Below are 18,396 nucleotides of genomic sequence, written 5' to 3'. Positions count from 1 at the left end.
TGATCAGAACACCACGGTTTTGTTGCCGTGTACCAGCACCCGGTCTTCCAGGTGGTAGCGAAGGCCACGGGCCAGCACCATTTTCTCGACGTCACGGCCGAAACGTACCATGTCTTCAATGCTGTCGCTGTGGCTGACGCGCACCACGTCCTGCTCGATGATCGGGCCGGCGTCCAGTTCTTCGGTCACATAGTGGCAGGTAGCACCGATCAGCTTCACCCCGCGCAGGGAAGCCTGGTGGTACGGCTTGGCACCGACGAACGACGGCAGGAAGCTGTGGTGGATGTTGATGACCTTGTGCGCATATTCACGGCACAGCTCAGGCGGCAGGATCTGCATGTAGCGGGCCAGTACAACCACTTCGGCATCGTGCTGCTTGACCAGGCGCGAGACCTCGGCGAATGCCGGCTCCTTGTCCTGGGGATTGACCGGTACGTGGTAGTAAGGGATGCCGTGCCATTCGACCATGCTGCGCAGGTCGTCATGGTTGGAAATCACGCAGGCGATTTCACAATCCAGCTCATCGCTGTGCCAGCGATGCAACAAGTCGGCGAGGCAGTGGGACTCGCGGCTGGCCATCAGCACCACACGCTTCTTCTGCTCGGTATCGGTGATACGCCATTCCATCGAGAATTCTTCGGCAATCGGCGCAAAGGCCTCGCGCAAGGCCTCGATACCGAAAGGCAGCGAGTCGGCACGAATTTCGTGACGCATGAAGAACCAGCCACTCAGATTGTCCGAGTGGTGGCTCGCTTCAGTGATCCAGCCGTTGTGTGACGCCAGAAAGTTACTGACTTTGGCAACGATGCCGACGCGGTCCGGGCAAGAAATCACCAGCCGAAAAGTGCGCATGAGGGGGAAACTCCAGAACTTCGCAAAGTCGGCCATTCTAACGATTGCGCAGCAAATCTGCAGTATTGATCACGTGTTGCCTTGGCCGATGGCTTGCGCCAGGGTTCCCACGCCACCGGGTTGACGCCCGCCACACTGTACTTGGCCCATCGACAAGCAGCGGTTTGTAAATAGGTGTAGCACAAGCATTGAACTATTTAACTGCGTATCCAATGCATGCTGACTTCACTGGATTTTAATTAAATAAACTCCAGTTTAATGTTTACTTGATGATACACCCTGACTATTATTGCCGCACTGTCACCTGCCATCCAGCGTTCTACATAAGGTAGTAATCATGTCCTTGATCAACGAATACCGTGCCACCGAAGAAGCTATCAAAGAGCTGCAAGCCCGTTTGAAGAACCTGTCCCAAGACGACAAACTGCAGACCGAGCTGGAATTCGAAGGCAAACTGCGCACCTTGATGGGCGAATATTCCAAGTCCCTGCGCGACATCATCGCGCTGCTGGATCCAGAAGCCAAAACCAAAGCCCCACGTGGCGGTGCAGTAAAAACTACCGGCACCAAGCGTGCTCGCAAAGTTAAACAATACAAAAACCCGCACAACGGCGAAGTCATCGAAACCAAAGGTGGCAACCACAAGACTCTGAAAGAGTGGAAAGCCAAGTGGGGCGGCGACGTGGTTGAAGGCTGGGCTACCCTGCTGGGCTGATCCTGCGCGCTTGCCGCGAATCGATTGCGAAAAAAAACGCCAGCCTACGCTGGCGTTTTTTATGCCCGGAATTTAACCCTTGGACATTTTCGATTTCAAAGATTCAAACGTTTGCGTAAATCCTGAACATATTCCTGCCAATCATTGAGCACCGCCTGCTGCATCGATGTCGCTGTAAGGGCCAATTGGGCTGCGGCCTCTACGAAACTATCCAGCGTATTGGGCGCGCCGTATTCAGGCACTGACAAACGTTTCTGGCAGAATATTCGCCAGCGTTCCTGCTCATCGAGACTCAAGGTATCGGGAAAGTTACGTGCTCGATATCGAAACAACAGCTCGGGCAAACGTTCATCATCGAAAGGCCATTGCTGTTGTGCCAATTGCAGCGGATCGACTGTTCTGACTTGCTCGCAGAGACGCCGATCACGGTCGCCGATAAATCCGTCGTATAACTGTTGTTCCGGATCCTCGCTCAAGGAGAAATCTTCACGGGCATAAATCGCCAGAACTTTAGCTTGCCAATCTTGCTGCGCGTCACTTAGTCGCAGTGCTCGTGCCTGGTAAAGCGCAACATCCATTCCCAGGCGCAGCTGATCTTCCGGACGAAGTACCGATAAAGGCGCCACCACGGGGCATTTATTGACGTGGATAAGCTTGAGCGGTACTGGCAACTCCCCCTCTGCCAGCTCTTCGTGACGGGTATACAAGCGCTGACGCAAGGTTTCGGCATCGAGATCGAGCAAGCCCTGCGGGTCGAGGTGCAGGTCGCAGACGATCAGTGCGTTCTTGTTGCGCGGGTGCCAGGCCAGGGGCAACACCACGCCGACATAGTTGCGCGCCGCAGAAAAGCGTCCCGACACATGCACCATGGGCTGCAGCAGCCGTACCTGGTCCAATACCTTTTGCTTGCTGCGAAGTTGAAATAACCACTCATACAATTTCGGCTGTTTTTCCCGGATCAGCCGTGCCAGGGCGATCGTGGCGCGAACGTCCGACAGCGCTTCGTGGGCATTGCCATGATCGATGCCGTTGGCGGCGGTCAGGCGCTCAAGCTTGAGCGTCACCCGCCCCTCAGCGTCCGTCGGCCAGACAAGGCCATCGGGGCGCAAGGCATAGGCCGCGCGCACGACGTCGATCAGGTCCCAGCGGCTGTTACCGCCCTGCCATTCCCGCGCATAAGGGTCGAAAAAATTTCGGTACAGGCTGTAGCGGGTCATCTCATCGTCGAAGCGCAACGTGTTGTAGCCCGCGCCGCACGTACCTGGCGCGGCCAGTTGGGCATGGACCCGGGTCATGAAGTCGGCTTCGCTCAACCCGTGCTCGGCCAGTTGGGTGGGCGTGATGCCAGTAATTGCGCAAGCCGCGGGATGCGGCAGGATGTCGTCGCTGGGCCGGCAGAAGAGGTTGACCGGCTCGTCGATTTCATTGAGGTCGAAGTCAGTACGCAGCCCCGCCATTTGCAGCGGGCGGTCGCAACGGGGATTGATGCCCGTCGTTTCGTAGTCGTACCAGAAGATGGAAGTCACGGGCTATTCCTGAACTGAAGATTGGCCAAGTCTAGGCGTTCCCGTCCCGCTCCGGCCAGCAATCCTGCCATTCAATCATCCCCGGTTACTCAATGTGCAATACATAGTTATGTCGTTTTGACCGGCGAGGCTGCTAGCATCCGGTACAGAGACAAACCGATCAGGCCACACCACCAGGTTGCCCATGCTCGACGTCACAGCACTGCCACGGAAAGCAACGCTGCCCCCGCCACTGGACACGCGGTATCAGGTCGAAACGCCCGAAGGCATCGACTTGCCACTGCGCCCGGCCGGGTTGATGGTGCGCGCCCTGGCATTTTCCATCGACCTGGTCCTGCGCGGGTTGATCCTGGGCCTGTTGTTCATCGTCCTGGCGATGCTCGGAAAACTCGGTGCCGGCCTGGTTTCGCTCCTGCTGTTCGGCGTGAGCTGGTGGTACATGGTGCTGTTCGAAGTCTTCAACCAGGGCTGTTCGCCGGGCAAGCAATGGATGGGCTTGCGCGTCATCCAGGACGATGGCACGCCTGTTGGCTGGTCCGCGTCACTGTTGCGTAACCTGCTGCGATTTGTCGACATGTTGCCGTTCGGCTACTTCCTCGGCGCCATCAGTTGCCTGCAACACTCCAACTTCAAGCGCCTCGGTGACCTGGCCGCCGGTACACTGGTGATCTACCGCGAACAACTGCTCACCCGCCCGCAACTGCCCCCCGCGCAACCCCGTCGCCCGCCCTTTGCCCTGACACTGTCCGAGCAACGCGCCATCCTCGGGTTCGCCGAACGCCAGGCCGGACTGTCCGACGCCCGGGTCAACGAGTTGGCAACGATCCTCGCGCGCCCCTTGCAGGTTGCGCCACCCCGGGCCGTGGCCGAACTCAACGGCATCGCCCACGGCTTGTTGGGTCCGGCATGAAACAAAGCCTTTTCGAACATCGGCACATGGCCGAATGGGAGCAGTTTTCCCTCATGCTGGACAGGCTGGAGCGTGGCAGGAAAGCCGATGGGGCCGTTCAATTTCCAGCCGATTATCGGCGCATGTGCCATCACCTGGCGCTGGCCCGCGAGCGTGGTTACAGCAGCTTCCTGATCGACTCGTTGCAGCAACAGGTGTTGCGCGGACATCAACAACTGTATCGGCATCGCAGCCAGCTCGGAGCCAATGCGCTGGGTTTCATCCTGGCCGGCTTCCCGCGGCTGGTACGCGAACAATGGCGCTTCGTGCTCGCCGCCAGCCTGCTGTTTTTCGGTAGCCTGATTGCGTTTGCAGGGCTGGTGTATCTGTTTCCGGACCTGGTCTATAACCTGATCCCGGCCGACCAGGTCAACGACATGCAAAGCATGTACGACCCCGAGGCCGGTCACCTGGGGCGCTCGATGGAGCGGGCGGCCAGTGAAGACTGGGCGATGTTCGGCTACTACATCATGCACAACATCGGGATCGCCTTTCAGACGTTCGCCAGCGGATTGCTGTTTGGCCTGGGCAGCGCGTTTTTCCTGGTCTTCAACGGCTTGATGATCGGCGCGGTGGCCGGGCACCTGACGCATATTGGCTATGGCCAAACCTTCTGGTCATTCGTGGTGGGGCACGGTGCCTTTGAACTGACGGCCATTGCCCTGGCGGGTGCCGCCGGCCTGCAACTGGGCTGGGCGTTGATCGCACCGGGCCCCCTGCCCCGTGGCGAAGCCTTGCGCCTGGCTGCCCGCAAAAGCGTGCTGCTGATTTGCGGCGTGATGCTGTTTCTGCTGATTGCGGCATTTATCGAAGCCTACTGGTCGTCGATGACGGCCCCGGCGCCCCTGACCAAGTACCTGGCCGGTGCGGCCCTCTGGGTGCTGGTGGCGGTTTACCTGTTATTCGCCGGAAGGACCCGCCATGCGCCTGAGTGACACCACCGTGGTCATTCGTCCCAGACCCACCTTCGAAGCCATGGACCTCGGCGTGCTGCTGAGCCAGCGCCACCGACGCCTGCTGATGACCAGTTGGGCGATTGTCACCTTGCCGGTTTTCGCCTTGCTGACATGGTTGCTGTGGGATTCGCCGACCCTCGCCGTGTTCATCTTCTGGTGGCTGAAGCCGGCCTTCGAACGCTTGCCGCTGTACATCCTCTCCAAAGCCATCTTTGGCGAAACGCCCACCCTCAAACAGGCACTTTACCAATGGCCACGGTTGCTCAAGCCGCAACTGCTGGCCAGCCTGACCTGGCGCCGCCTGAGCCTGAGTCGCAGCTTCCTGCTGCCCGTGTTGCAGCTCGAAGGCCTGGGCGCAGAGGCACGCCAGCAGCGATTGCAAGTGTTGTTGCAGCGCGACGCCGGCGCGGCACGCTGGCTGACCGTGATCGGTGTGCTCCTGGAAAGCGCGTTATGGATTGGCTTGATGGTGCTGTTCTACCTGCTGCTGCCACCACAGGTCGCACTCGACTGGAGCTGGCAGTCGCTGATCAGCGCCGCGACGCAGGATTGGCACTGGCTGGAACACCTGTCCAACGGCTTCTACGCCCTGGTGCTGGTGGTGTGGGAACCGGTCTATGTGGCCGCAGGCTTCAGCCTGTATCTGAACCGACGCACCGCGCTCGAGGCCTGGGATATCGAGCTGGTGTTTCGCCGCCTGTCCCAGCGTTTGAGCGGCACAACCCTTGCCCTGTTGCTGGCAGTGTCCTTGCTGTTGCCCATCGCACCCACCGTCCTGGCGGTCGAACCGGCCCCGGCGGCGCCCGACAGCCCGCGCCTGCTGGAGCAATCCCTGACCAGCCAGGCGTCCCGGGACAGCATCAAGGCGATCCTCGATCAGCCACCGTTCAAGAACCGGGAAACCGTCACCCGCTATCGATTCGGCGAAAACCAGGCCGGCGACGAAAGCGCGGACGACGACAACATGCCTCAATGGCTAAAGAGGCTGCTGCAGATGTTTGACCAGCAGCACTTCGGTGCCTTGGCCACGCTGATCGAAGTCACGCTGTGGGCCGTGCTGCTCAGCGCCATCGGGGTACTGATCTGGCACTACCGAGAGTGGTTGCAGGCGTTCGTCAGCCGACGCCCGCGCCCCGTCGAAAAAGCCCCACGCGCGCTTCCTGCGCAGGCCTTCGGCCTGGACCTTGACCGCGAAACCCTCCCGCCCGACATCGCAGCCAGTGCCGAAAACCTCTGGCAGAGCAACCCGCGCGCAGCCCTTGGCTTGCTTTATCGCGCCCTGCTCAGCCGCTCGTTGCACGACTTCGACCTCCCGCTCAAAGCCGCCGACACCGAAGGCCAGGTCCTGGAACGCATCGAGCAACTGCAGCAACCGGACCTGTTGGCCTTCAGCAAAGACCTGACCGTGCACTGGCAAAACATGGCCTACGGGCACCAACTGCCGCCCGCCCATGCGCAGCGCCAACTGTGTGACGCCTGGCGTGGTGTATTTGGCCCGGGAGCCGCCCGTTGAACCGGCGCACCTGGCCGATCATCGGCGTAGTGAGCGCTGCGCTGCTGGGCGCGCTGACGATTTATCTGTACCTGAAGGCAACGCCCTACCCGGTCGAAATCGACCACGGCCCGGCGCCGGAGGCCCTGGCTAATCCCTATCTGGCCGCCGAGCATTTCCTGCGCAAACAGGGCTTGAGTGTCAGCCATGCCAACAGCCTCGATATCCTGCCGAGCCTCACGCCAAAGCATCACAGCCTGTTGTTGCTCGGTGACCGCTACAACATGACACCCAGGCAGATCGATCAGGTGCTGGAATGGACCCGGGCCGGCGGGCGCCTGCTGTTCGTTGCACAGTCGTTATGGGATGAACAGACCGGGCAAAGCAATGACCTGTTGCTGGATCGGGTGCAACTGCAGCAATCGCTGAGCAAAGACCTCAAGGACCCGCCACCCGGTACGCCTGGCGACCCCTTCGCGCAATTGACCAAACTCTATCTGGAAAATGAGGACGCACCGGCCTACGCCGGCTTCGATACCGCGTTCCATCTCGAAGATCCGAAGAACCTCGCCCAGGCCTGGGCCAACAGTGGCAAGGCCACCCATATGATGCAGCTGAACCACGGACTCGGTTCGATCATCGTGGTGACCGACGCCGATCTGTGGAAAACCCCGGCGATCGATCAATACGACAATGCCTGGCTGCTCTGGTACCTGACTGTCGATACCGCTGTGACCCTGCTGTTCAACACAGAACACGACAGCCTGCCGACATTGCTGCTGCGCCATTTCCCCCAGGCGCTGGTCGCCTTGATCGCCCTGGTCGGACTGGCTTTCTGGCACTTCGGCGTGCGCCAGGGCCCTCTGCAGCAACCACAACCGAAAGCCCGGCACCAATGGCAGGAACACTTGCGCGCCAGCGCCGATTTCATGTTGCGCCACAATGGCCAGGACAGCCTGCTGCAAGCCTTGCGGCAAGACATACTGTGCCGTGTGAGACATCGCCATCCTGGCTACGAACGACTCGATGCCACCGAACAATGGCGGGTGCTCGCCCGCCTGGGCGGGCAACCCGAGAGCACCGTCAGCCAAGCCATGAGCCCGCGGCCGAAGCAGCGGCTTTCCAGTGCTGAATTCAGCCGCCAGGTCGCCCGTCTGCAAATTTTGAGGAATGCGTTATGAGTCAACCGACCGAGCCCGATGCAATCAACCACGCCACTGCGCAACGCCAGCGCGCCAGCCAGCTGGCCCAGGCCGTGCGCCATGAATTGCAAAAAGCCGTGATCGGACAGGACACTGTCATCGACGACGTGCTGACCGCCCTGCTTGCCGGCGGCCACGTATTGCTCGAAGGCGTGCCGGGCCTGGGCAAGACGTTGCTGGTGAGGGCGCTGGCCCGCTGTTTCGGCGGCGAGTTCGCGCGTATCCAGTTCACCCCGGACCTGATGCCCAGCGATGTCACCGGGCATGCGGTGTACGATTTGCAGACCGAGCAATTCAAACTGCGCAAAGGTCCGTTGTTCACCAACCTGTTGCTGGCCGACGAGATCAACCGCGCCCCGGCAAAAACCCAGGCCGCGCTGCTCGAAGCCATGCAGGAACGCCAGGTCACCCTCGAAGGCCGCGCCCTGACGATCGCTCAGCCGTTCATGGTGCTCGCCACGCAAAACCCCATCGAACAGGAAGGCACTTACCCGCTGCCGGAAGCCGAACTCGATCGCTTCATGCTCAAGGTGCGCATGGACTACCCCGACGCCGAGCAGGAGCTGGACATGGTGCGTCAGGTCAGCCGCTCTACCCGTGCCGACATGCTCGATGTGCAACCAATGCGCACTGTGCTGCAAGCCAAGGACGTGCTGGTCCTGCAACGCATAACCAGTCATTTGCCGTTGGACGAACAAGTCCTCGATTACGCCGTGCGCCTGGCCCGCACCACCCGCAGCTGGCCCGGCCTGACCCTCGGCGCCGGGCCTCGTGCGTCCATCGCGCTGGTACGCTGCGCACGGGCACGAGCCTTGTTGCGCGGCGGCGAGTTCGTGATACCAGATGACATAAAAGGCTGCGCTCTGGCGGTGTTGCGCCATCGCGTGCGCATCGCGCCGGAGCTGGATATCGAAGGGCTGGACGTCGATCACGTGCTGCAGCAACTGCTCGATCAAGTACCGGCGCCACGGCTGTGAAACCTTCGCGCCTGCTGCTGATCTGGCTTGCGATCCTGCTGGTCATCGGCATCGTGCCTGGCACATTGCGGGCGCTGGACATGGCTGTTCCCCCAACGCTGTTCTCGATCAACTGGGGCTTGCTGCTGGCGCTACTGGCCCTGGCCATAATCGACGCGATCCGCCTGCAACGCCTGCCCTCCCCCCGCGTACAACGACAAATGCCCGGCAGCCTGGCCCTCGGCCGCTGGAGCGAAGTACGACTGCAAGTCGAGCACGACTTTGCCCTGCCACTGAACATCCAGATCCATGACCACGTACCCGATGGCCTGAGCTTCGAGAACCTGCCCCTGTCGGTCGAACTGCAACCCGGCCAGCACAGCCTCGTCGGCTATCGCCTGCGACCCCTCAAGCGCGGTCACTTCACCTTCGATCACTGCGAAATCAACCTGCCGAGCCCACTGGGCCTGTGGTCCGGCAAGCGCCTGCTGCACGTGACGGACAGCACCCGTGTCTACCCGGACTTCGCCCGACTCTACGGTGGCCAACTGCTGGCGGTGGACAACTGGCTCAGCCAACTCGGCGTGCGCCAGCGCCAACGACGTGGCCTGGGCCTGGAGTTTCATCAGCTACGGGAGTTTCGCGAAGGCGACAGCCTTCGCCAGATCGACTGGAAGGCCACCGCGCGCCAACGCACACCGATTGCCCGGGAGTACCAGGACGAGCGTGATCAACAGATCATCTTCATGCTCGATTGCGGTCGACGCATGCGCAGCCAGGACGGTGAGTTGGCGCATTTCGATCACGCGCTCAACGCCTGCCTGTTGCTGAGCTACGTCGCGCTGCGTCAGGGGGATGCAGTGGGCCTCAGCACCTTTGCCAGCGATCACCCGCGCCACCTCGCCCCGGTGAAAGGCGCTGGCCAGCTCAATGTGTTGCTCAACACGGTCTACGACCTGAACAGCACCCAACACAACGCCGATTATCAAGCGGCTGCCACCCAGCTACTGGCTCGGCAGAAACGCCGGGCGCTGGTGCTGCTGATGACCAACCTGCGCGATGAAGACGATGAAGAACTGCTGACGGCCGTCAAGCGATTGAGCAAACAGCATCAGGTGCTGGTCGCCAGCTTGCGGGAAAGTGTCCTCGAGACTACACGCCTGTTGCCGGTGCAAACCTTGTCGGAGGCACTGAGCTATTGCGGGACCGTTGAATACCTGAATTCACGCGCAGCACTCCATGAGCGCTTGAACGCCCATGGAGTACAGGTAGTGGACATGCAACCCGAGGCGTTGGGGCCAGCATTGGTCACGCGCTACCTGAACTGGAAAAAAGCAGGAATGATTTAGAGGTCTCCCTGTTCCAGAACACAGCAAAATATTTGCTGTATCAGGCCGAAGCCGGCAACGGCTGAAAACTGAAGTATCGCTTCAATGCCTGCACCAACTGGCCATACTCCGGCGGTGCCCGTTGCAGGCTGAACCCGGCGTCGTAATGGTGAGGCGTTGCGTCCTCGTGGCACCACAGGCAACACGCCTGCAAATCGATGACCTGCATCCCCCCGTCACTCGCGGGGATTTTCAGGCGCAAACCGAAATCGGCACCGATCATCATCGGCAACTGACTGACGAGCATCAGCCCGTCTGCGGAGACGTTGCCCAGAAAGCCGATCGGCTTGTCGGTGACGCTGTTGAACACTCTCAGAAAATACGGCAGTTGATGCCGCTCGATACGGCGGTCAGTGAACATGCGCAATTCGCCCAGCAAGGCCCTTAAGCAGGGCCGCACTAATGCTTCGGAACGGGCCTGCCTGCGGTTGAATCAGACATGGGCGCGCTCTCCCCGCTCCTGGTGCGACAGTCCATGAACCGCTGCCGCTTACTCCTGCCGATCACGGGTGTTACGTCGGTTGAGAGGCAAGCCTCTAAACCGCTTTATTCGACTATAGCTCACCGTCGTCGCTGAGCCAGCGCTGAATGGGTAACGTAATCAGAAGCGGGTAGGACGCACCGCCGCCGCACTGCGCAGCGGATAGTGACCCAGCGCCTGCAAGGTTTCCAGGCGCGCCTGGGCGCGGTAGGCGTATTCGCTTTGCGGGTACGACGCGATGATGAACTGGTAGGTTTGCGCCGCATCGACAAACAGCTTCTGCCGTTCCAGGCACAGACCGCGCAGCATCGACACTTCCGGCCACACATAAGGCCGCGCGCGGCTGGCGCGTTCGACCTTGGACAGCTCGAGCGTCACCTGCTCGCAATTGCCCCGGTCATAGGCGCTGTAGGCAAGGTTCAAATGGTGGTTCATCGACCAACGGGTGCAGCCCACGACACTGAGGGCAAGGACGGCTATGAGCACGAATCGCATGGGAGTTCTCCTGACTTGAGCTCTGTATCGACCCATGGGCGAAAATCTTCAGGCGACCGGTCAGCAAAAGTGTTCGGTTCAATAAACAAACGAATAAGTAGTGCACATGAACAATGACTACACCCCAAGAGCATAGTAGCCTCACTCAGCGCTTGAACTCAGGAGTCTTTGCATGTCCGTCCGTCGTACCAAAATCGTCGCCACCCTTGGCCCGGCCAGTAACTCGCCGGAAGTCCTCGAACAACTGATCCTGGCTGGCCTGGACGTCGCCCGCCTGAACTTCTCCCACGGCACCCCCGACGAGCACAAGGCTCGCGCGAAGCTGGTGCGTGACCTGGCAGCCAAGCACGGTCGTTTCGTTGCCCTGCTGGGCGACCTGCAAGGCCCGAAAATCCGTATCGCCAAATTCGCCAACAAGAAGATCGAGCTGAAGATCGGTGATCAATTCACCTTTTCCACCAGCCATCCCCTGACCGAAGGCAACCAGCAAGTGGTCGGCATCGACTACCCGGACCTGGTCAAGGACTGCGGCGTGGGTGACGAACTGTTGCTCGACGACGGTCGCGTGGTGATGCGCGTCGACACCGCCACTGCCACCGAACTGAACTGCACCGTGACCATCGGCGGCCCGCTGTCCGACCACAAGGGCATCAACCGTCGCGGTGGCGGCCTGACCGCTCCGGCCCTGACTGAAAAAGACAAGGCCGACATCAAGCTCGCCGCGGAAATGGAAGTCGACTACCTCGCGGTGTCCTTCCCGCGTGACGCCGCCGATATGGAATACGCCCGTCAACTGCGCGACGAAGCCGGCGGCACTGCCTGGCTGGTAGCGAAGATCGAACGCGCCGAAGCCGTGGCCGATGACGAAACCCTCGACGGCCTGATCAAGGCGTCCGACGCCGTGATGGTGGCCCGTGGCGACCTCGGTGTGGAAATCGGCGACGCCGAGCTGGTGGGCATCCAGAAGAAGATCATTCTGCACGCACGCCGCCACAACAAGGCCGTGATCGTGGCGACCCAGATGATGGAGTCGATGATCCAGAACCCGATGCCGACCCGCGCCGAAGTGTCCGACGTAGCCAACGCCGTGCTCGACTACACCGACGCCGTGATGCTCTCGGCCGAAAGTGCTGCCGGCCTGTACCCGCTGGAAGCCGTGCAGGCGATGGCGCGCATCTGCGTCGGCGCTGAAAAGCACCCGACCAGCAAGACCTCCAGCCACCGCATCGGCAAGGAATTTACCCGCTGCGACGAGAGCATTGCGCTGGCGACCATGTACACCGCCAACCACTTCCCGGGCGTCAAAGCGATCATCGCCCTGACCGAAAGTGGCTACACCCCGCTGATCATGTCGCGTATCCGTTCCTCGGTGCCGATCTACGCGTTCACCCCACACCGCGAAGCCCAGGCCCGCGCGGCGATGTTCCGTGGCGTGTACACCATCCCGTTCGACCCGGCTTCGCTGGCGCCGAACGAAGTCAGCCAGAAGGCGATCGACGAGCTGGTCAAGCGCGGCGTCGTACAGAAAGGCGACTGGGTCATCCTGACCAAGGGCGACAGTTACCACACCACCGGCGGCACCAATGGCATGAAGATCCTGCACGTTGGCGATCCAATGGTCTGAGTGACACGCTGAAAACCAAAAGCCCTGCCATGTGAATGGCGGGGCTTTTTTTTGCCTGAAACTTCGCCATCAGAAAGTTTTTTTATCTCAAAATAATCGACAAACCTGTCAACTCTGACAGTTGTTCATTTCCCCCCGCCCCCGTCTCATAGAGAGCAGCAGCACCGTACTGTTTTTGCGGAACGGGCAGAGGATGCGAGTGCAAAGGCACTCGCCCATTACATCAAGGGAAAGTGCAATGACCACGGAAAAAATACATGCTTCGATTCTTTCAGGCCAACTGGACCCCATTTTTGGTGCAAACGGCTTGGCCGTCCTCCGTTCACCAAACCCCGATTTCCCAAACTGGTCCTCACGGGTTGTCGCTGTAGGTCCTGACAATATGATCTACATCGCGGGAGTTCTATATGATGATGTCAACGGAATGCTCTTCGCGCTGACACGCCTGAATGAAGCTGGCTCTGTCGACACCAGCTTTGGCAAACAGGGTTTCTTCTACGATTTTTTTTACGGATCCGCTAACTCCAGCTTCTACGCCGAACAGATTGCATTTGTGAATGGCAGAATTCTGCTGACGGGAACGCTGTTTTACCGTGTAGGCGGCGTGAGTGCGCGGGATAAGGCCGCCGTTCGTTTTCTTCCCAATGGCACCATTGATAAAGAATTTGGCAAAGAAGGAAAAGTCATTATCCCGGCTCCCAACACGACTGCTGATTTACACGCCGTATCCGCGTACAACGAAAAATGTCTGGAAATCGAAAAATCAAGATGTGTTTCATCCGATTCTCTGAACAAGCTTGCGCCCTACGTGCGCGAAACTTCGCCAATTACCGACGATCGCATCATATTGCTTCATGAATCTGGCACCTTCGCCTCGATTGATGCCTGGATCATCTGCTTGACTCCAAGCGGGGAACTTGACCTTTCATTCAATGAATCGGGTTTTGTCCGTGTCAGACATGACATTTTTAACTTCTTGCAACTGAGTAGCCTGATCGTCGACGATGCGGGCAACTACATCAGTGCCGGCCACGTCAAAACAGGTTACTCCAATCCCCCTGAAGCAGTTGTTTTAGTAAAACACAGCAAAGACGGCAAACTGGATAAATCCTTTCAACGAGACGGATTTCTGGTTATGGAAGATGAAGACCCACTCTATTACCGGGAGGTTGCCAATATAGTAAAACAACCCAACAATCGCATTCTGTGCACAGGTTCAAGGCATTCAAGACACGACACTGCGATCTCCGGATTTTTAATGAGTCTGGAAGCTGACGGCTCGAACAATATCCAGTTCAACGGTGGAAAACCGGTATTCATGAACATAAATTCATCCAGTACGTATTTGTACACTGCTGATTTCCTGCCTGACGGAAGCTTTCTGACTACCGGACTTTTAGAAAGATATCGTAAAGAAAGTCATTACTCTATCTCGCGTTTCTTTTACAACGGCGTTCATGACAAGGACTATAACAACGGGGTGGGCTGGCTTGACTATAAAGAAGCGGTAAACATTGGTTTGTATTCTTCAGCCATTAAAGACAACAAGGCCTTTTTTGCGGTGGAATTTAAAGAAGAAACTGTAGTCATCCGCGCAGTAGCAAAAGGACTGATGCCCTGAAAACCAAAAGCCCTGCCATGTGAATGGCGGGGCTTTTTTCGTTTAAAAATAGTCAGATAGACGATTTCACTACCCCTCACCTGTCAGATCTGACAGTAGACAGCCCTCTTGCCCAGCCCCTTTAATCGATCCGGTCAACCGCGGCTATCGCTGTCATCAAGGCTTTCTCACGCCAGGCTGTTGCGGGCTCGTCATTGGCAGCCCTTGTCGACGGACAACTCACCCCATTAAAGGAATAGAACGATGAGCCAATACACAACACTGACCACCGCCGACGGTGATCTCGATCCACAGTTTGGTCTTGAAGGTAGGGTGTCTGTGCTTATCCCTGGTGCCAAGTCCACTATAGCCCAATGTATTGTTGCAGGCCCTGACGACAACCTTTATGTCACCGCATCAATAGAGCCAAGTAACAATATTCGCGAATTCACTCCAGCCGTGGTTTGCCTGCACAAGAACGGGGCTATAAACGAAGCGTTCGGTAACAAAGGAATCGTCATCCAGCGTTTTACTCCTCAACTTGGAGTACGAATGCAACAGATACATTTTCTCGAGGACGGGACTGAAACAAAAATCCTCCTTTGCGCTGTCGACAATACCAACGACATTAATGTACTCATTCGCCTTCACATCAACGGGCGGCTGGATGAAACGTTTGGCGAGAATGGCCTGCTAAAGGTAATACTGCCTGCACCCCTTTCCGATAGCCCTGAACAAATGCCCACATCGCAGGCATCAAGCGACATCGGCGCCTCAGGGATCAGCACGGTAGCCAATGGAAAAATCTACCTTGGCAAACACGTTTACATGGCAGGCTTGATCGCCGACATCGGCATAATCACCCGGCTCAACGCTGACGGCTCGCTGGACCTCAGCTTCAACAAAACCGGTTATGTCGCCGTTGCTCATGGATACTGGGCTAATACCACCATCAACGACATCTTCGTGCAGAACGGAAAAATCACCGTGTGCGGATCGCTCTATAAACGCGATACCTCCCAGCACTACGGCATGCTGGCTCGTCTGAATGACGATGGCACTCTCGATCAGACCTTTGCTGAAAATGGGTTTGCACTGGTCCCGGAAGCGACGTTCGATAGACTCACTCAATACGCCGAAGACAGTATTCTCGCTGCTGGCTCGACGTTATCGCCTGCCCAGGGTGTATTGGCCTGTTTTACCAAAGAGGGTCAACTCGACCCAAAATTCAATGGTGGAAAAATTCTTTATCAATCCGACACAGAGAGAGGCGCTATCGGATTCCATGATGTTGGTATAGTCCAAGAGAAAATCATCGTGGCCGGGAAGTTGATACCGAATGCAGGCCTTCACTCATTAATGGTGGCTCGCTACCAGAATGACGGAACCCTGGATCCCGGCTTTGGCAACGGGAAGGGTTTGGTGTATGTACCTCAAGACACCAGTTTTGGGTTCAGCACCAAAATGGCCCTGCAAAAGGATGGGAACGTGTTGCTCATCCGCGATACTGTCGCCATCCAGGATCGGACCTTGATAGCACGCGTACTGAACACGAACCAGGAATAGCAGCACCACACGGCACGTTGGCGACCCGCAGGTCTGAGTGATCGGTTGCTGGAAAAAAGCCCCGCCATTTGAATGGCGGGGCTTTTTTGTTTTTGATCCGCAAGATGTGTTGCCTGGGGAGGCCTCATCGCGGGCAAGCCCGCTCCCACAGGTTTTTGTGGTGGTCACATGATTTGTGAACAACGGTTCAGTCGTAGCGTCAGCAGGCCGCGGTCGCGTTCAATCTGGATGGCATCGGGCATGGAAGGTCTCGCATCTGAAAAATCAGCGCTCAACCGCGGGGCAGGAAGACGTCGGCCAGCAGTTGGTTGCGTGGCAGCCCCGCCAGGTACAGGCGCCGGGCAAAGGCATCGACGCTGTCGGGGGATCCGCAGAGCAAGGCCTGGGTTTGTCGCGAAACAAGCCGCAGTTGCGCCAAAGCCGCGGGCAACTCGGTCGATGTCCACAGCTCGATGCTGAGGTTCGGACGGCTGGCGGCCATGGCTTGCAGAGGTTTGGCCAGATAATGCTCGTTGGCATCATGGGCCAGGTGGATGACCCGAATGGCGCCCCGATGATCCTGGCGCAAGGCTTCTCGCAAGACGCCGAACAACGGTCCCAACCCGGTGCCGGCCGCCATCAGCCACAGCGGTCGGTCGTGCCAGTCCGGGTCGTAATGCAAGGCTCCGCCACGCAATTCGCCGAGACGGATCGGGTCGCCGATGTTCAGCTGACGGGCTAAATCGCTGAATTCCCCCGACTGGCGACAATCGAGGTGAAACTCGAGAAAACGGTCCTCTTCCGGCAAGCTGGCGAGGGAATACGGCCGCGCCACATTGCCCGCCCATAGCACCAGATGCTGCCCGGCGCTGTAGCGCAACGGGCGTTGTGGCGCCAGGCGCAGGCGCAAAACGCTACTGCTCAACCAATCGGCCGCAGCGACCTCGGCCGGACGGCCATCCTCTTGCGGGTCGAAGGTGTGCACCTGCAAGTCCTCGACCACCTGACACTGGCAGGCCAGGCGCCAGCCTTGCTGGCGCTGCTCTGCGCTCAGGGCATCGGGGCGGCTGTCGCTCGGTAATCCTTGCACACACTGCACCAGGCAGGCATGACAACTGCCGGCGCGGCAGCTGTAGGGTACCGGCACGCCGTTCTGATTCAGGGCATCAAGCAGATTGGCGCCGGTTGCCACCGACCATTGGCGATCGCCCACGCGTAATTCAGGCATCGACGTTTTCCCACGCCGCCGCGCAACGATTGCGGCCGTCACGCTTGGCGCGATACAGCGCCTGGTCCGCCCGCTGCAAGGCTTCGTCAAGATCATCGCCCATGTCCAGCAGGGTCATGCCCGCGGACAGGCTGAGACTACCGACCTTCAAGCCGATCAACTCGACATCGATGAAGGCGAGGCGCAGCCGCTCGCAACAGGCGGTCAAGCGCTCGGCATCGCAATCGGGCAGCAACACCACGAACTCTTCTCCACCATAGCGTGCCAGGACATCGCCGTCGCGCAGGCAGGCCGACGCCACGCCGGCAAACGCCTGCAACACCTGATCCCCAGCCGCATGGCCGTAAATGTCGTTGATCCGTTTGAAGTGATCGAGGTCGATCAGCGCCAGGCCATGCACCACGCCGGCGTCCATGGCTTTGAGTTCGCGAGAAGCCAGGCGCAGGAAATGCCGGCGATTGAACAATCCGGTCAACTCGTCGGTGGCCACCAGGTCCTCGAGCTGGCGCATCATCCCGCGCAACGTGTCCTGGTGCGCCTGCAGGGCGAAGCGGCGTTGACGCATTCGCAGTCGCGAGGCCTGGACGTAGCGGGCGTACAGTTCCAGCCAGACCAGCACGATAAACAGCACGCACACCTGCACCACCGCCAGCGCCGGGTCGGCCAGCTGAAAGTGGTAACCCTCCCACAGGGTGATCGCGCTGAAACTGAAAAACACCAGCAGCGCGCACCGCGCAAACGCACGACGCGACAGATGAAACAGCCCGAACAGCAGAATCAGCACGTAGAACACCAGGAACGTGCCGCGGGCCTCATCCAGATTGGCAATCAGCCAGGTTTGCCAGCCAAGCCCCAGCAGCACCTGCGCCTCGGTCAGGCTGGGGTCGGAAAAACGCAGGTTGCAGCCGCTGTAAAACACCGCGAACAACGCCGCCTGGCTGATGACCACCAGAGCGCTGCCAACGGCGACGTTGGCCAGCGGCTCATCGTAATGGCCGGTGAAAAACGCCAGCCACAGCAGCAACAAAGCCAGGGCATAGGTGCCGGCCGCGAGGGCAAACCGTTTGAGTAACAGGCGCTGGATGGCGTTATGGGTCAATCGTTGACTCACCCTATGAAAGGAGACTGACAGAGCGTCCTACTCTACAGACCGATAACCACTTTAGTGGTGCGGCCGATAAATGACCATTCAATTTTCGGGCTGACCCGATTCGGGGATCGGGTTCGACCATGCGACCAAGGTTTGACCACCGGCGCGTGTACCCGCCAGCAAGGCGCGTTATACTGCCGCGCCTTTTTAGCGTCGCGCCAGCAGCCCCGGCGTGCCTTGAAAGGTGCTTGCAACCGACCGATGCACCCAAGCTGCAAGCACCTTATTGAATGTTCC

General features: G+C 59.0%; 16 protein-coding genes. 10 read left to right on the top strand and 6 right to left on the bottom strand.

Annotated elements, in window-relative coordinates:
* Positions 1-3 precede the first annotated feature (3 nt).
* Entirely contained in the window at positions 4-852 is an 849-nt protein-coding gene (purU, locus tag ACM6I6_RS27180) for a formyltetrahydrofolate deformylase (protein WP_323607822.1), read from the bottom strand.
* A gap of 337 nt (positions 853-1,189) precedes the next feature.
* On the opposite strand from purU, the gene mvaT reads away from it, so the two are divergent.
* Positions 1,190-1,567: a histone-like nucleoid-structuring protein MvaT gene (gene mvaT / locus ACM6I6_RS27175; protein ID WP_008058684.1), complete on the top strand. Its 378-nt coding sequence runs from the start codon at positions 1,190-1,192 to the stop codon at positions 1,565-1,567.
* A 95-nt stretch (positions 1,568-1,662) separates the two neighbouring features.
* On the opposite strand, the gene sbcB is transcribed toward mvaT, so the two are convergent.
* Entirely contained in the window at positions 1,663-3,093 is a 1,431-nt protein-coding gene (sbcB, locus tag ACM6I6_RS27170; protein ID WP_274074343.1) for an exodeoxyribonuclease I, read from the bottom strand.
* A gap of 184 nt (positions 3,094-3,277) precedes the next feature.
* Here sbcB and ACM6I6_RS27165 point away from each other — a divergent pair, with 184 nt between their 5' ends.
* Genes ACM6I6_RS27165 through ACM6I6_RS27140 form a run of 6 tightly spaced genes read left to right on the top strand, consistent with a single transcriptional unit; the run spans position 3,278 to position 9,997 of the window.
* Entirely contained in the window at positions 3,278-4,003 is a 726-nt protein-coding gene (locus ACM6I6_RS27165) for an RDD family protein (protein WP_406592115.1), read from the top strand.
* A complete protein-coding gene (locus ACM6I6_RS27160; protein ID WP_414920962.1) occupies positions 4,000-4,977 on the top strand; it encodes a stage II sporulation protein M in 978 nt (325 codons plus the stop codon). The genes ACM6I6_RS27165 and ACM6I6_RS27160 overlap by 4 nt, the downstream gene beginning before the upstream one ends.
* Positions 4,964-6,511: a DUF4129 domain-containing protein gene (locus tag ACM6I6_RS27155; RefSeq protein WP_414920961.1), complete on the top strand. Its 1,548-nt coding sequence runs from the start codon at positions 4,964-4,966 to the stop codon at positions 6,509-6,511. Before ACM6I6_RS27160 ends, ACM6I6_RS27155 begins: the two co-directional genes overlap by 14 nt.
* Positions 6,508-7,671 carry a DUF4350 domain-containing protein gene (locus ACM6I6_RS27150; protein WP_414920960.1) on the top strand — a complete coding sequence of 388 codons (1,164 nt, stop codon included), beginning with the start codon at positions 6,508-6,510 and terminating at the stop codon, positions 7,669-7,671. Before ACM6I6_RS27155 ends, ACM6I6_RS27150 begins: the two co-directional genes overlap by 4 nt.
* Positions 7,668-8,669, top strand: a complete 1,002-nt coding sequence (locus tag ACM6I6_RS27145; RefSeq protein ID WP_414920959.1) for an AAA family ATPase — start codon at positions 7,668-7,670, stop codon at positions 8,667-8,669. Before ACM6I6_RS27150 ends, ACM6I6_RS27145 begins: the two co-directional genes overlap by 4 nt.
* Positions 8,666-9,997: a DUF58 domain-containing protein gene (locus ACM6I6_RS27140; protein WP_414920958.1), complete on the top strand. Its 1,332-nt coding sequence runs from the start codon at positions 8,666-8,668 to the stop codon at positions 9,995-9,997. Before ACM6I6_RS27145 ends, ACM6I6_RS27140 begins: the two co-directional genes overlap by 4 nt.
* Before the next feature lie 40 nt (positions 9,998-10,037).
* On the opposite strand, the gene ACM6I6_RS27135 is transcribed toward ACM6I6_RS27140, so the two are convergent.
* Together ACM6I6_RS27135 and ACM6I6_RS27130 are read right to left on the bottom strand one after the other, a co-directional pair.
* Positions 10,038-10,397 carry a PilZ domain-containing protein gene (locus ACM6I6_RS27135; protein ID WP_274074336.1) on the bottom strand — a complete coding sequence of 120 codons (360 nt, stop codon included), beginning with the start codon at positions 10,395-10,397 and terminating at the stop codon, positions 10,038-10,040.
* Between the two features lie 240 nt (positions 10,398-10,637).
* Entirely contained in the window at positions 10,638-11,012 is a 375-nt protein-coding gene (locus ACM6I6_RS27130; RefSeq protein ID WP_274074335.1) for a tetratricopeptide repeat protein, read from the bottom strand.
* A 172-nt stretch (positions 11,013-11,184) separates the two neighbouring features.
* Between ACM6I6_RS27130 and pyk the strand changes: the two genes are divergently transcribed.
* The 3 genes from pyk to ACM6I6_RS27115 all read left to right on the top strand — a co-directional run bounded on the left by pyk (position 11,185) and on the right by ACM6I6_RS27115 (position 15,802).
* Complete coding sequence (gene pyk, locus ACM6I6_RS27125; protein WP_150733727.1) at positions 11,185-12,636, top strand: pyruvate kinase; 1,452 nt, start codon at positions 11,185-11,187, stop codon at positions 12,634-12,636.
* A 238-nt stretch (positions 12,637-12,874) separates the two neighbouring features.
* Positions 12,875-14,257: a hypothetical protein gene (locus ACM6I6_RS27120; protein ID WP_414920957.1), complete on the top strand. Its 1,383-nt coding sequence runs from the start codon at positions 12,875-12,877 to the stop codon at positions 14,255-14,257.
* Between the two features lie 243 nt (positions 14,258-14,500).
* The gene (locus tag ACM6I6_RS27115) at positions 14,501-15,802 is read left to right on the top strand and encodes a hypothetical protein (RefSeq protein WP_414920956.1); all 1,302 of its coding nucleotides are present in this window, start codon (positions 14,501-14,503) and stop codon (positions 15,800-15,802) included.
* A 271-nt stretch (positions 15,803-16,073) separates the two neighbouring features.
* Here the strand turns inward: ACM6I6_RS27115 and ACM6I6_RS27110 are convergent, their stop codons facing one another.
* Together ACM6I6_RS27110 and ACM6I6_RS27105 are read right to left on the bottom strand one after the other, a co-directional pair.
* Complete coding sequence (locus ACM6I6_RS27110; RefSeq protein ID WP_323607833.1) at positions 16,074-17,009, bottom strand: iron-sulfur-binding ferredoxin reductase; 936 nt, start codon at positions 17,007-17,009, stop codon at positions 16,074-16,076.
* Positions 17,002-18,108: a GGDEF domain-containing protein gene (locus ACM6I6_RS27105; RefSeq protein WP_323607834.1), complete on the bottom strand. Its 1,107-nt coding sequence runs from the start codon at positions 18,106-18,108 to the stop codon at positions 17,002-17,004. The genes ACM6I6_RS27110 and ACM6I6_RS27105 overlap by 8 nt, the downstream gene beginning before the upstream one ends.
* Positions 18,109-18,396 lie beyond the last annotated feature (288 nt).

The organism is Pseudomonas sp. IT-P218, from assembly GCF_949767605.1.
GTDB classification, from domain to species: domain Bacteria; phylum Pseudomonadota; class Gammaproteobacteria; order Pseudomonadales; family Pseudomonadaceae; genus Aquipseudomonas; species Aquipseudomonas putida_AE.
This window is presented reverse-complemented; position numbering and strand designations above follow the sequence as displayed.